The organism is Weissella paramesenteroides (assembly GCF_036327715.1).
GTDB lineage: Bacteria > Bacillota > Bacilli > Lactobacillales > Lactobacillaceae > Weissella > Weissella paramesenteroides.
Map to the genome: position 1 here is coordinate 1,866,659 of NZ_CP130559.1, position 14,019 is coordinate 1,880,677.

Here is a 14,019-nt window from a genome sequence, read left to right on the forward strand (position 1 = left end):
TAGTCGCTGTTATTTAGATATTACCCAATGCAATAATTAATTAATCGTGCCAAATTTTTTCAGCCGTTTGAATAACGAATTTGAGCTTATCCCACTGCTCTTGCTGAGTCAATTTATTACCTTCTTCAGTTGACGCGAAGCCACATTGCGTTGATAAAGCAAGGTTCTCTAATGGCACAAATTGTGCTGCTTCATGAACTCTATCAATGATGTCATCCTGATTTTCTAATTCTGGTTTTTTTGAAGTAATCAAGCCAAGTACTATTCGCTTATTTTCATCACCGTGCCAAATCTTAGCCAGTGGCCCAAATGATCCTGAACGACTATCATCATATTCCAAAAAGACACCATCATAATTTAGTTGTCCTAAATATTCAGCAACGTCATCATATCCACCTGAGAATAGGTATGTTGATTTAAAGTTTCCACGACAAATATGCGTAGTGACTGTTAAATCCTCTGGCAAGTCTGCCAACAAGTCATTGATGACTTTGACTGAATCTTGTGCAATTTTCAAATATTTCTGATGTTCTGTAGGATTATCTGCCGTTTCATGTAACTTACTAATCAAAAAGGCCCATGTTGTATCATCTAATTGCACATAACGTGCGCCTAATTCATAAAAGCGTAAGATTGTTTGATGATAGGCACTTGCCAAATCTGTTAGATACTCCTCATAAGTATCATAGAATTCTGACCAATTATCACTGCGGTTATCACGGAAAAGCATTGAAGGAGAAGGAATCGTTTGTTTAGGTGTAATCCCATCTGGTGTAATCGATGCGAGATATTTAAAACTATCAAAGAAGGGATGATCAGGATTATAAGCGACCTTGCCAACTAATTTAACATTGTCAGTTCGCGTTTTACTACCATGAAATTTATAACTTTCTTGATAGTCATAGGTTGCCACACCATTTAATCCCCACAAAAAGTCGAGATGCCACCACGAACGATTAAACTCTCCATCAGTGACGTCTTTTAACCCTAGTTCAACTTGTTTGTCCACAATCTTCTTGGTTTCTTCATACTGGATTGCTGTCAGCCGCGCCTGTGTAATTTCACCGGCTTCAAATTTTTCTCGTGCTGCTTTTAATTCATCTGTTCTTAGAAAACTACCAACAATGTCATAGCGATTTGGAAACTTGATTTTACTTGCAGTTGCTTCGGTCATAGTATATACCCCTCAAAAATTCTTTAATTTATTAAAACAACAAAAAAATTCGACCCAAAGATAATTGCTTACCTTTGGGCCGAATTTTCGCGTTACCACCCCAGTTCACATTATTCTATAAAAAATAATGCCTCAATGGAATCATAACGGTTCCACCCGTTCAAATTGCGTTAACAAAGTGAAAATTATCAGAGCTCATCTTCATCGCCGTTCCCCATGCCTTATCTCATCCCCAAGGCTTTCTGTTAAAGCGTCGTAGCAATTACTCTTCTCATCATATTTTTAATGTTGTTTTAATTAACAATGAGTTTACCACTGTAATATATAATTCGCAAGTAAATTAAAATTCACTATTTTTCTCATTTTAAAAGTCAGTAACCTGTTTAGCTTTGCTTCGTCAAAGAACCATCCGTCATTTCGTAAACATGATCAGCCGCGTTAATTAAACGCATATCATGGGTGACAACGATAACAGATTTGTGATGTTTAATCGCTAAATCCTTTAATAACTTAGCGACAACTGTCACTCTTGCACTATCTAAGGCCGCTGTTGGCTCATCCGCAAGAATAATTGATGGGTCTGGGTATAAAGCTCGTGCAATTGCGACACGTTGTTGCTGTCCGCCTGAAAGTTCATTGGGAAATTTATGCATCAGTGACTTAATATCCAAAGTTTCCAGTACATCATCAAGAGCTTGTGCTGATAAATTCCCCTCTGGCTTTACTTTATCAACCAGTTTAAATTGATCTGCTACCGTTAGATATGGCAAGAGATGATACGTTTGTAACACGAAGCCAATCGCATCTAGTCGCATCTGGTCACGTTCTTTTTTGGAACGTTTCGCGTAGTCAACGCCATTAACTTCAACATGCCCACTTGTTGGTGTTAACAGACCACCAATAATGGTTAAAAATGTACTTTTACCTGAACCAGATGGTCCCATAATCAAACTCAACGTTCCGGGTTCTGCCTCAAAATTCACATCATGCAGTACATGTACTTTTGCCGTACCTTCACCATAAATTTGATTAACATTTCTTACAGAAAATGAATTCATTGGTTAACCTCCTATCGCAGAAACTGGATCGACATGCAGCACCGACCTAATTGGAATTAAACTACCAATTAGCGCCATCAACAATAATCCAAGACCTACACCGCTAAGGGCCGGCACATCAAATGCCATCGGTACAGTTGCTGGAATTGCTAATGCTGTCACTGTTGTTAAAGCTGTCGCAATGATCAAACCACTAATTACTAACAATACTGACTGCCAAATTGTAGCCCAAACTAACACCTTGCTTGGTACACCCTGTGCTCGTAGTACTGCATAATTTGGAATTTTTTGCATGGTGAGTATATACAAAAAGACGGCAATAATAATCAAAGAAATAACCATCAAGAACCCAATCATCAACACAAAAGTTGCTGTTTGTGCCTGATAACCTGGCAGTTTATCAATAACTTGCTGTTTCGTGTAGGTTTTAACACCATGATGATCATTTTCATATTTAGCATCTTGAGAAACGATTGCTGATGCAACTGGACCATCCGTCAAACCACGTAAACTTTTCCATGTTTGCATTTGACCATATACGATTGGCGCAATATTTAATTTCGCACCTTCTGTAAATCCAACGATCCTATATTTCTGTTTGTCATCGTTCAACTTAATTTGGTCACCCAACTTATAACCTGATGTCTTGAAAGATGTATCTACGACAATATCATGTGACTTTTTAACATGATGTCCACTTTCAAGTTTGATATTTTTATAAATGAACTGTGATGACTTAAGTCCAATAAACACTGCTGATAATTGCTTATGATTTTTTGCTTTAGCGACGACTGATGTTTGCCCAATTAGAGCTTCTCTCTCACTGAGACTACCAACTTCATCAGCCGTTAGAAATGATTGACGCATATCTACATTAGCATTTGCGTTTAAAGTTATTTGATTAACGTGCCACGAGTTGATACCGTCTGTATTTTGTCGTGCTAATCCCAAAGCCAAACTCGTCAAAATAAAAATCAGATACCCGATTAAAACAATCATCGCAACAATTAAACTTGATCTTAATTTTTCCTTCTTAATCTCTTTCAGAGCTAAGAACATGCCATACCCCCTCTAATGTTTGCCTGTCAAAATTGTACGTAATTGTGTTATTCGTTCAGTCATTGTATCCGGATCTAAAATAATGTCACGAATCGTTTGATGATAAAGAACTGTAATCGCCCATTGCTCTGGACCATTATCTCCCACCATTAATTTGGTTGGTTCGTTACCTAAAAATCCTTCATTATACCGATAATGTTGTGTCATTAGACTTCTGTATCCAGTCTTATCTGTTTCTAAAACGAACGCTTCAATGGTTGAAATATAAGTTTCAACGTTATCAACTGTGGGTGTTTCAGGAATCATACGATGAATTTCATATAGTGCGACACCCAATACATAGTTATAGGCATCCGTTAAATCTTTAAAGTATTTATAAAATGCACCTCGCGCAATACCAGAATCTGCAACTATTCGAGCCACTTGTGCCTCTGCTAATGGATGTGTTGAAAATTCTTTCAATAAAGCATGACGAATACGGTGCTGTTTTTCTTCAGCCAAATTTTCAAATGTTTTTGAAACCATTGTTATCTCTCACTTTCTAAAAATGACACGGTGTCACTTTTCTACATCTTCAGTATAACAAAAAGTGACACTGTGTCAACTTAGAAAAACAAACACTGAATACACATATTGTTGCTTAAAATAAAAATTCTAATAAAATCACTTTTAAGTTTGATTTAACAGTTTTCTAGACTATTTTATGTAACCTTTTTGACACAATAAAGACACTTATTAGTAACATTTAACGTCATTCTTTGTTAGAATTAATAATATACAAAGGAGGAACACAAAATGAGAAACAGATTTATTAGTAAAGCTTCATTAGTGTCAGCCTTAGTAGGAGGTGCCGTTCTAGGTGGATTGGCTATTGCACCGACAGCACCTGTTTCTGCAGATACTACTGCAAGCACCACGCAACAAACAAATACACAACAAGATAATCGAACAGGTTACGTTTATTCACCAGAAGTTTCAACTGCAAACGGTGGATATAATTGGTTAGAAAACGGTAAACCATATACCGGTGTACGTTACTATGCCGGCTCATATTATTGGTTCGACAATGGTGTTCGTCAAAATAATCAGTGGGCACATGCTTACGGATTAACCTATTATCTTGATAGCAATGGACGCGCTGTTCAAGGTTATCAATTTATTAACGGTCGCGCCTACTTCTTCGGTTCAGATGGTACCTACTACCTTCGTGAAGAAGTACCAAGTGGCTACATTAACTTTGAAGGTGTCGGTTGGCGCTGGATTGAAGACGGACAACTTTATACAGGATTCCGCATGTTAAACAGTAGATACAACTACTTCGAGAATGGTATTCGTCAAACAAGTAGATGGGTGAGTGCTTATGGACATAAGTACTTCATCGAAAGTGATGGACAACCAGTACAGGGTTACCACTACATTGATGGTCATATGTATTACTTCGGTAAGGATAACACTTACTACCTTCGATACATGATGCCTGATCAGTAAAATTAACCCCCTATTTTAAACCGATACCAATGAGAAATCGTTGGTATCGGTTTTTTGTACTTATATCAATTTAAATGGAAATTTAAGCATATAAAAAAAGTTGAGACAAAATAGAATGTCCCAACTTTTTGTGATAAAAATATATCAATTAGCCGTAGATACTGAAGCGACTGATTTTTTAGTTGATAATAATAAATTCAAAACAACAGCTGTAATTGCTGCTACCGTAATTGGTGAGCCTAACAGGTATTGCAACATTTGTGGTGCATCGTTGACCACCTTTTCTGGCAAGAATACTAGTGCCAAAGTCATGACAATTGGCACACCGATAATGTAACCCTTATTTCCTGTCATGTTCAAATCACCAATAACATTCAAACCACTTAACATAATGATAACAACGATGACTGCAAACACACCACCGATAACTGCTGCTGGAATTGCAGCCAGCAATGCTGATAACTTTCCGAAAAATCCTAAGATAACAAACCAAGTTCCTGCAGCAACAAATACCCGACGACTAGCAACACCAGTAATTGAAACAACTCCTGCATTTGTTGAGTAACCTGTCATTGGTGTGCTACCTAGTAGTGCAGAAACTAAACAACTTAATCCTTCACCAATCACACCACGATTCCACTGCTTATTTGTGATATTTTCTTTTGTAACAGCACTCATTGCAAACCAAGTACCAGTTGTTTCAGTTGTTAAGACCATAAAGATAATAATAAATGTAATAATAGCTGATAAGTTAAAACTGATACCATAATGTAGCGCTGTGAATTGTGGCAAACTGAACCAGTCAGCTTTTGCAACTGTTGACCAATCCATCAATCCCATAAAACTTGCAACGATTGTTCCAACTGCCAATGCAATGACGATTGAACCAATTTTAAACACTCTTTGTAATTGTGGGAAATGCGTACCAATTGCAATTGAAATTAGCAACGCAATCATTGTAATAGCAGCTAATTCGATATTCTGATAAATATTACCACTCGCTTTGAAAATATTATCATTCAATGCTGATGGCAATAATGACAGTCCCACACAAGTGATAATCGTTCCACCAACGATTGATGGAATCAATGTATTAACTATCTTTTGATAAACACCCGATAATCCTAGCAAAATCAGCAAAATTGCTGCAACAGCACTTGAACCAATAACAGCAGCCATACCGCCATTAGCAGCACCATTAGCCATAAACACACCCACAATAGCACCGATTGGCACATATGAAGGGCCTTGTGACATTGGCATTTTCATAAATATAGACGTCTGTAACAACGTCCCAATACCACACGCCAGAAAGGCAACTTGCAAAAATCCTGACGTTTGTGTGGTACTCATTGAGAGCAATCCAGCAATAATTAGTGGTGGCACATATACATCCATCGCCAGCACGTGTTGCAGACCTAATAATCCTGCTTCCACTACTGGTACCTTGTCATTTGCACCAATTAATAAACCACTTTTTTCTTCAGCCATGAACTTTCTCTTCTCCTTTTAGTTCACTATGTTCCACATGAAACATCCTATTTAACAAAAACACCTTGCGTCATCACATGATCAATCTCTGATACTGTGGTTTGATACATAATTTTTTCAAACGTATCTTCTGGTCCTTGATGACCAAATGTTGGATACTTTTTATGAACAATTTGCAAATCTGCCGCATATCCTTGCTTAATTTGTCCGGTTGTCAAATTCAAACTTTTTGCACCACCAATTGTTGCCATATAAAATGCATTTTTGGCAGTAATTGCTGCCTGATGTTTACCACGTAAATCAGGTGATATCTCACTATCTACCCCTTCATCGAGCATTCGTGACGACATAATCGCTTGGCGAATATTTTGGTAGACACTCGGATCGTAACCACCAGAAATGTCTGTTCCCAAACCTACTTTAACCTCTTCACTAAGTAGTTTCTTAGCTGGGAAGACCGCATTACCAAAATAAACATTTGAAATCGGACAATGGGCAACACCAACGCCTCGGTCCTTGAATCGTTTAATATCTTCATCGTTTAATAAGGTACCATGTGCCATGACCGACTTATCTGTTAATAAACCAAATTCATCCAACACAGCTGCATCTCGTTTACCATGTGTTTCTAATGCATACCCATTTTCCCAATCACTTTCACTACAATGTGATTGGATTGGTAAATTGTATTTGTTTGCCAATTTTCCTAGTCCAGATAGTACCTCATCCGTACAAGATGGTAAAAATCTAGGCGTAATAACTGGTGTTACTGGTATAGGCTGATCTTTATTTAATTTTTCAACTTCATGGATAAAGTTTTCCGTTTCATCTAAAGCCACCGCAGCTGATTCATCACGATAATAGTCCGGCGTTTGCTCTGGATTGTCCATAACGACCTTACCAACAAAACCGCGCTGATGATGTGACAAGCAAGATTTAACAAGCTCTAAATTACCAGTATTATCAACAGAACCGAAATAAAGTGCTGTGGTTGTCCCATTTGCCAATAAAGTTTCGACAAGATTGTCGTAAACCAAATGTGCATACTTAGCATCTTTAAACTTAGCCTCTAATGGAAAAGTATATTCTTCCAACCATTCATATAATGGTCGATCCAATGCTAATCCAGCATTTGGCCACTGCGGTGCATGAACATGTAAATCAATGAATCCAGGTAATATCACCTGGTCATCAGCTAATGACACCAGTGTGCCAGTCTGTTCAGCGGTATGAATAATTGTCGTATAGTCTTCCTCATCTGCCAGAACGACTCGGGCAATCGTCCCACCATTGTCAATACAAACTAGACTATCTGGTTGGTAATCGACTTGATTTTGATCAATTGCCGTATAATAACGACCTTTTAAAACTGTTTTATAAATCATCATCACCTCAAAAATATTGCTACCCTTTAATCAATAAAATTATAACAAACATTAACTTAATTATCACTGTTATTTTCACAAAAATAACTAACTTAACAAATAAAAGTCGTTTAATTGTTCGTATTAATTAGTTAGTAACCTTTATATTGATTTATGGGTTACTAATGTCTATAATGAAACCATTCTCAAATTTATCAGAACGGATATAAAAATTAACATGAAAAATCAACAGACTCGGAAACTGACCCTAGCGGCTATGATGACCGCCATATTAATTATTCTTGGTGTTTTTCCTGGAATTCCCTTGGGATTCATCCCCATTCCAATCATCATTCAAAATATGGGTGTCTTACTAACCACTGAATTATTAGGGGCAAAATACGGCACACTATCCATCTCGCTATTCCTCGCCTTAGCACTTTTTGGACTACCAGTATTATCTGGCGGGCGCGGCGGATTTGCTGTTTTTCTTGGACCAACTGGTGGTTACTTAATTGCCTGGTTACTTGTACCAGCAGTTTTGGGCGCAATTCTTTACCTACTTAAACAGAATAACCAACTTTCTTGGTGGGCTGAATTAATCGTTGTCATTGTTGCTGGTGTCTTTTTTATTGATGTTATTGGTTCAATTTGGCTAGCCATTCAATCACACATGTCATTAACTACTGCACTACTTTCTAACATTGCTTTCTTACCTGGTGATATGATTAAAGCAATACTATCAGTTATATTGGCTAGACGATTAAGAAAACTTCCCGCTCTACAAGGGATTTTCTAGAGGGAGATTATTTTGACAACAACCAAACAAAAAGTATTATTCGAGCTACTGGCTCATCAAGGCGAATGGCTTTCAGGCGATGAGTTAGCAACAGATCTGCAAATCAGTCGGGAAAGTATTTGGAAAGCGATTAATGCTTTAAAAAAGAAGCATCATCAAATTGAAAGTCGAAAAAACTTAGGCTATCAATATATTGAAACACCAATGCTCGATGAAGACGTTGTTCATTATTATTTAGATAATCGTCTCGTCGATGATGTATTTGTTGAACAAGAGGTAACTTCAACCCAGCATCTGGCAAAGCAATATTTGACATCACACCATATCCAAAAACCCGTTATTTTCGCTGCTGAATCTCAATCTAACGGCTATGGTCGCCGTGGTCGTGCCTTCTATTCACCAGCAACCAGTGGGCTATACTTCACGATCATCCTGCCAAATACGACAGATGATTGGTCACAAGTTGGTTTACTAACAACTAGTATGGCTGTTGTGATTGCCCAAACCTTAGAGCAATTCTTCCCTGATGAACAGATTGATTTAAAGTGGGTCAATGATTTATTCATTCATGATAAAAAAGTTGGTGGCATTATTACTGAGGCAAATATTGAGCTAGAATCAAAATCAGCTTCAGCATTTATCATGGGTGTTGGTTTAAATTTAACGACTGATAATTTCCCTGAAGAATTATTAAACATTGCTCAGGGCATCAACAGTCAAGTTAAAGTAGATCGCAATCAATTACTGGTTACTTTGGCTAACCGCATTATTAACACCTATGAACATGGTGACATTCCCACACTTCTAGCAGAGTACCGACGCCGTTCTAACGTCATTGGGAAACGCGTCACTTTAAAACTAGGCAATAAAATGATAACCGGTACGGCAAAACAAATTGCCAATGATGGCGGCTTAATTATTGAGGATGAAAATGGCATTACAAAATCATTTACAAGTGGCGAAGTTATCAAAACAACCGTCTTCAGATAAAAACGACGCAAGCATAGTGATACATGGTATCCAATTGGATTCATACGGACGTTGTCTGCATTACCATACCAACAATGATATTGTCGCCCTAAAATGTGCACAATGTCATCAATATTTCGCTTGCTACCAGTGTCATGATGCAATCATGTCACATGAATTCATGCCTGCCAAACCGGAAGACAAATCCGTCATGTGCGGGGTTTGTCATCATATTATGAATTATCAGGATTATTCACAAAATTCATGTCCAAACTGCCATCATGCATTTAATCCACGGTGTGCGTTACACCATGAAATTTATTTTGAATCATAATTATCTTGGTACAAAAATAGCTAAGCTATCATTTTTTGAAATCTGTTCAGAAAATGACTAGCTTAGCTATTTTTAATTTAAATATTTATTAGAACCGAGAGCGAGACAAAAGTTGGTTTGAAGCCGGTGTGTAACGTGATTTACGTAATTCTTGGCCGTAGCAAAGCGAAGGACAGGGATTGCGTAAATTGCGTTACATTGAGGCTTCAGACTTTTGGAACGCGTTTATGAGGGAGTGTGAAAAAAGTTGGTTTAAAACCGATTGTAACGATAATTAGGTGGTTTTGGTTCGTAGCAAAGCGCAGGGCCGTAATCACTTAATTGTTGTTACAGCAAGGTTTCAGACTTTTGGAACACGTTTATGCTAGACAACTTTCATGACTATAATTAAGACATTTTTAGTAAAAAAAGGTTGGGATATCATCTTTTATTCCAACTTCAAAAAGGTATGATTCCAAATGCCTTCAAAAAATTCCCCAGTCTCTTCAGCAGTCATAAATTCATTATCGTTAGTGGCTACTAACCCACGATGCATGCTCAGCTGATAGTGCCTATCATGGGCAACTTTAATCGTTGTATCAACACAGTATTCCGTCTGTGCACCACAGATTTCAATTTCCTGCACATTTAAATTTTCTAAAATTGATTGTAGTTCCGTATTAAAAAAGGCATTAGGGTGTGTTTTCTGAACGAAAAAATCCGTTGGTAAAACATCTAGCTCAGGAACTAATTCCCACGCTACCGTATTTCTGACAAGTTCTGCATCGTTGTGTTGCACAAATATTATAGGATCTGCTGTCTTTCTGTATGCTTTGATACGCTCATTCACACCTTGAATCAAAGAATCATAATTATAAATACGTCCATCTTCGTTACAAACACCATTCTGTAAATCAATAACTAATAATGCTTTCATCAGTGCCTCCTTTTTGCATACAGTCAACTTAACTTTAATTTAGAATACAATATTCTTATCTGAGTCACTAGTATTAGCAATTATTGTTTAGTGTTGACTTCTAAAAATTTTTATATAAAAAAGCACAAACCCAAATGACTTAGGTTTGTGCTATCTATTGACTAGATTATGATTTTAACTATACCGACGTTCAATCAGCTTCTCTAGTATCTGATTCTTTTTAGCTTCACGAACCGCTTCTAACTGGCTTTCCTCTAACCCATTAAAATCTTGAGCTACTAATAATGCTTCAAGGTATAGTGTTAGCTGTCGCTTAATATAGGTTTTATTTTCTTCGTTCTTTTCTTTTAAATTTCCACCTAAAACAGCCAATGCAAATGCTTCAGGATTTAATGTAAGCTCATCTTTTTTCATAATCAATATCTCCCAATTAATTTACTTCAGCTGAATTATCGCCCAATTTCTGACGTAGCGCTTTGACCACATCAGCATGTTTTTCTTCAGTAAGAGTAACCTTTCGCAAGAAAATAATTGCTGAAATAATTAAGAGTACCATTGGTATGTAGAACATAAATGCCTTAAATTGGAATAATCCTGATGACGTAATATCACTAGGCTTCACATTTCCAGTCATTCCTGCTCCAACTGCAACAAGTCCTACAATTCCATTTGAGAACGCTCCTGCTAATTTATCAATCAATGGACGGACAGAAAGCGTCACCGCTTCATTTCGTTTACCACTTTTCAATTGGCCATATTCAACCAAATCACTAATTGTCATTAATGTTGACAAGAAGATCATTGGGTATGGGAAAAATATAATCGATGCTGCTAACAAGGCTAAGAATAAGTTCTGCCCTGCCAACGTAAAGATAATAAAGCCGATGAACATGACACCAATTCCACCGATATAAACAAACTTACGTGAAATTTTTTCTGCTAACATTGGGAACGCTGCGACAGAAATAACACCTAATACACATGTAATAATTCCAATATATGAATATGCTTCAGCATGTCCAAGGACATAACGGAAGTAGTACAACAATAATGAATTATTAATAACGTAACTAAACGCAAACAAGAAGTAACTTAATGCTAACCACATTAATTGGTCATTTGAGCCAATAACTTTAAACACATCTCTAAACCGAGTATGCTCAACATTCTCACGAATCAAGTTCTTATCTTCTTTCACGTTTCGTGCTAAGAAGATGGCACCAAATGATGCTAACAAACCAATGACAATTGCATAGCCTAACCATCCCATCGCGTTCTGATCACCATGCTTTGCGCCAAACCAACTAGAAAACAATGTAACTAACGGAACAATAACAATGATGACACTTTGTGCACCTAAAGTTGAACCAAAACGTGAGAATGTACCAAACTTAGTACGCTCTTTACTATCCATAGACAAAGCTGGCAACATTGACCATAGCGCAATATCACTAAATGAATAAAAAACATCCAAGGTCAAAAATGCGATACCAAACAAAACCAAGTAAAGTATGGGTTTACTAATCGCAATGCCACCAAAATCAGTGAAAATTAACGCCAACATTAACGACGCCACAATTGTTCCTGCTAATAACCATGGTTTAAATTTACCCCATTTTGTTTTCGTATTATCAACTGCCCCACCAATCATTGGATCAAACATGATTTCTGCAATACGAATAACAGTCATCAACAATGTAACATATCCAATCATGCGGGTATTAAAAGCGGCATCATTAGTCGTAAACAACTGACTAGTAACAAACATAACAAAATATAGGCTCAATGTATTATAAAATGCATCGTGGCCAAATGCGCCAAGCGCAAATGATACATATTTTTTCATTATTTTTCCTCAGTATGTGAATTTTTAGTGCAGGTTCCTAGGCCGCTAAATAAAAAATCTTGACATTACTGTTTAAGTAATCATCCCGATTAATATTTCTAAAAATCCATAAGCACCTGAAGAAAGCGCTTACTCAGTGTATACTAGCAAATCAATTAATAATGTGCAACCATTTTTTCACAAAGTTTATTTGTAACTATTAATCATTTTTATAAATTACATATATTTTTTTGTACTAAATTTCTTCAATAAAACGTTGAACTAATGGTAATGCTGCCCCGAATGCTACTGGATTTGTGTGAACCTCTCCTAATTCCAAATAATTTTTTTCTTCTGGAAATGCACTAATTTGTGAAATTCTTTTTTCCAAATAACCAATAGTTTTTTCTGTTAAATAATTAGTTATTTCTCCAGCTAATATTATTGGTGAATCAGCAAACATGTGTAAATTGACAATGGCTTCAGCGACATTATTTAAATAGTGATGCCACCGACGCAATGCATCACTATCGTCTGAATGAATTAAATCAAAAAAACTAGTTAATGTTTCTTTGGATGCATCTATTAGCGTACTAATAGCCACGTAAGTTTCAATACATCCATGTCGCCCACAATAGCATAAGCGGTTATCATCCATCGCAATTGTGATATGTTCCATCGTGCCAGAACGTCCTCGTGCACCATTATATATTTTACCGTCAACCATCATCGCAGTTCCCAAATGCTCCCCAATTGAAAGATATATCGCATCTTCTGTTCGTTTGGAGGCATGTTGTTCAGCTAATGCAACAGCGTCAGCATCGTGTAGAAATGTCACCGGAAATGGTAAGTATTTTTGAAAAGCCGCTGTTGTTAAATCTGCCATTGGTAAGATTTTACTATATACAACCCGTCTTTGATCATCCGACACTAACCCTTGAATACCAATTCCCAAGCCAACGATTCGATCAATATCAAGCTTCTTAGAGTCCACAAACTTCTTAAGTTCATCAGTAATCTTTTTATAATATGTATCCGTGTTCTCAAAAATAATATCTATGCGTTCTTTTGCAGATAATTCTCCCCGTGCATTTAAACTAATTATTGTTATGTAATTACCAAAAAGTTCCATTCCTAAGCTGGTAAAAGCACTCTCATTTAATTTATACGCTTGTGCGGGTCGTCCCGTCTTTTGTGTTAAAAATTCACCATCTTTAACAATCAATTCGCGGTTTAATAATTTTTTTAAATTACTCGTAATCGTAGGCAAACTATGGCCTAGGTTATCTGAAATGACTTGTTTCGAGACTCTGTCATACCGATAAAATAAATGAAATGTCTCAGCAAAATTATTCTTTTGAACACTTTTCATGCCTTGGTCTTTCATAATTTTCCTCCAAAAAAATATCTTTACCAAAGCTTATCACTACTGAATTTTATAAGCAATTCGAGCATTTATGTAAAATGATTTTATATAAATGTGTTGACAAGATGAAAGCGCTGTCATAAACTTATTCGTGTATTAAGCAAAGTGATTTTACA

At 36.7% G+C, this 14,019-nt stretch carries 14 protein-coding genes; 4 read left to right on the forward strand and 10 right to left on the reverse strand.

Features of this window, described 5'->3' with window-relative positions; genetic code table 11:
• Positions 1-40: 40 nt before the first annotated feature.
• The 4 genes from QRX23_RS09365 to QRX23_RS09380 form a co-directional block, all read right to left on the reverse strand.
• Positions 41-1,174, reverse strand: a complete 1,134-nt coding sequence (locus QRX23_RS09365; RefSeq protein WP_330155403.1) for a vitamin B12 independent methionine synthase — start codon at positions 1,172-1,174, stop codon at positions 41-43.
• 383 nt (positions 1,175-1,557) lie between these two features.
• Positions 1,558-2,232, reverse strand: a complete 675-nt coding sequence (locus QRX23_RS09370) for an ABC transporter ATP-binding protein (RefSeq protein WP_330155404.1) — start codon at positions 2,230-2,232, stop codon at positions 1,558-1,560.
• Between the two features lie 3 nt (positions 2,233-2,235).
• A complete protein-coding gene (locus QRX23_RS09375; RefSeq protein WP_330155405.1) occupies positions 2,236-3,291 on the reverse strand; it encodes an ABC transporter permease in 1,056 nt (351 codons plus the stop codon).
• A 12-nt stretch (positions 3,292-3,303) separates the two neighbouring features.
• On the reverse strand, positions 3,304-3,816 hold the full coding sequence (locus tag QRX23_RS09380) for a TetR/AcrR family transcriptional regulator (RefSeq protein WP_330155406.1): 513 nt from the start codon (positions 3,814-3,816) through the stop codon (positions 3,304-3,306).
• A 270-nt stretch (positions 3,817-4,086) separates the two neighbouring features.
• Here QRX23_RS09380 and QRX23_RS09385 point away from each other — a divergent pair, with 270 nt between their 5' ends.
• Entirely contained in the window at positions 4,087-4,779 is a 693-nt protein-coding gene (locus QRX23_RS09385) for a 1,4-beta-N-acetylmuramidase (protein ID WP_330155407.1), read from the forward strand.
• 144 nt (positions 4,780-4,923) lie between these two features.
• Here the strand turns inward: QRX23_RS09385 and QRX23_RS09390 are convergent, their stop codons facing one another.
• Together QRX23_RS09390 and guaD are read right to left on the reverse strand one after the other, a co-directional pair.
• Positions 4,924-6,270: a uracil-xanthine permease family protein gene (locus tag QRX23_RS09390; protein WP_330155408.1), complete on the reverse strand. Its 1,347-nt coding sequence runs from the start codon at positions 6,268-6,270 to the stop codon at positions 4,924-4,926.
• A gap of 47 nt (positions 6,271-6,317) precedes the next feature.
• Positions 6,318-7,658, reverse strand: coding sequence for a guanine deaminase (gene guaD, locus QRX23_RS09395; protein ID WP_330155409.1), 1,341 nt, complete (start codon positions 7,656-7,658; stop codon positions 6,318-6,320).
• 214 nt (positions 7,659-7,872) lie between these two features.
• Here guaD and QRX23_RS09400 point away from each other — a divergent pair, with 214 nt between their 5' ends.
• Genes QRX23_RS09400 through QRX23_RS09410 form a run of 3 tightly spaced genes read left to right on the forward strand, consistent with a single transcriptional unit; the run spans position 7,873 to position 9,736 of the window.
• Positions 7,873-8,433 carry a biotin transporter BioY gene (locus QRX23_RS09400; RefSeq protein WP_140836677.1) on the forward strand — a complete coding sequence of 187 codons (561 nt, stop codon included), beginning with the start codon at positions 7,873-7,875 and terminating at the stop codon, positions 8,431-8,433.
• Between the two features lie 12 nt (positions 8,434-8,445).
• Complete coding sequence (locus tag QRX23_RS09405; RefSeq protein ID WP_330155410.1) at positions 8,446-9,423, forward strand: biotin--[acetyl-CoA-carboxylase] ligase; 978 nt, start codon at positions 8,446-8,448, stop codon at positions 9,421-9,423.
• Positions 9,365-9,736, forward strand: coding sequence for a CHY zinc finger protein (locus QRX23_RS09410; RefSeq protein ID WP_330155411.1), 372 nt, complete (start codon positions 9,365-9,367; stop codon positions 9,734-9,736). The genes QRX23_RS09405 and QRX23_RS09410 overlap by 59 nt, the downstream gene beginning before the upstream one ends.
• Before the next feature lie 427 nt (positions 9,737-10,163).
• On the opposite strand, the gene QRX23_RS09415 is transcribed toward QRX23_RS09410, so the two are convergent.
• The 4 genes from QRX23_RS09415 to QRX23_RS09430 form a co-directional block, all read right to left on the reverse strand.
• Positions 10,164-10,652 (reverse strand): cysteine hydrolase family protein, encoded by a 489-nt coding sequence (locus QRX23_RS09415; protein WP_330155412.1) that lies wholly within the window; start codon positions 10,650-10,652, stop codon positions 10,164-10,166.
• A gap of 174 nt (positions 10,653-10,826) precedes the next feature.
• Positions 10,827-11,072 carry a hypothetical protein gene (locus tag QRX23_RS09420; RefSeq protein ID WP_131474101.1) on the reverse strand — a complete coding sequence of 82 codons (246 nt, stop codon included), beginning with the start codon at positions 11,070-11,072 and terminating at the stop codon, positions 10,827-10,829.
• 10 nt (positions 11,073-11,082) lie between these two features.
• Entirely contained in the window at positions 11,083-12,498 is a 1,416-nt protein-coding gene (locus tag QRX23_RS09425) for a glycoside-pentoside-hexuronide (GPH):cation symporter (protein WP_330155413.1), read from the reverse strand.
• 235 nt (positions 12,499-12,733) lie between these two features.
• A complete protein-coding gene (locus tag QRX23_RS09430; protein ID WP_330155414.1) occupies positions 12,734-13,864 on the reverse strand; it encodes an ROK family protein in 1,131 nt (376 codons plus the stop codon).
• Positions 13,865-14,019 lie beyond the last annotated feature (155 nt).

Coding starts and splice junctions, on each gene's coding strand:
- QRX23_RS09365 (WP_330155403.1), bottom strand. CDS start 1,174: ATGACCGAAGCAACTGCAAGTAAAATCAAGTTTCCAAATCGCTATGAC.
- QRX23_RS09370 (WP_330155404.1), bottom strand. CDS start 2,232: ATGAATTCATTTTCTGTAAGAAATGTTAATCAAATTTATGGTGAAGGT.
- QRX23_RS09375 (WP_330155405.1), bottom strand. CDS start 3,291: ATGTTCTTAGCTCTGAAAGAGATTAAGAAGGAAAAATTAAGATCAAGT.
- QRX23_RS09380 (WP_330155406.1), bottom strand. CDS start 3,816: ATGGTTTCAAAAACATTTGAAAATTTGGCTGAAGAAAAACAGCACCGT.
- QRX23_RS09385 (WP_330155407.1), top strand. CDS start 4,087: ATGAGAAACAGATTTATTAGTAAAGCTTCATTAGTGTCAGCCTTAGTA.
- QRX23_RS09390 (WP_330155408.1), bottom strand. CDS start 6,270: ATGGCTGAAGAAAAAAGTGGTTTATTAATTGGTGCAAATGACAAGGTA.
- guaD (WP_330155409.1), bottom strand. CDS start 7,658: ATGATGATTTATAAAACAGTTTTAAAAGGTCGTTATTATACGGCAATT.
- QRX23_RS09400 (WP_140836677.1), top strand. CDS start 7,873: ATGAAAAATCAACAGACTCGGAAACTGACCCTAGCGGCTATGATGACC.
- QRX23_RS09410 (WP_330155411.1), top strand. CDS start 9,365: ATGGCATTACAAAATCATTTACAAGTGGCGAAGTTATCAAAACAACCG.
- QRX23_RS09415 (WP_330155412.1), bottom strand. CDS start 10,652: ATGAAAGCATTATTAGTTATTGATTTACAGAATGGTGTTTGTAACGAA.
- QRX23_RS09425 (WP_330155413.1), bottom strand. CDS start 12,498: ATGAAAAAATATGTATCATTTGCGCTTGGCGCATTTGGCCACGATGCA.
- QRX23_RS09430 (WP_330155414.1), bottom strand. CDS start 13,864: ATGAAAGACCAAGGCATGAAAAGTGTTCAAAAGAATAATTTTGCTGAG.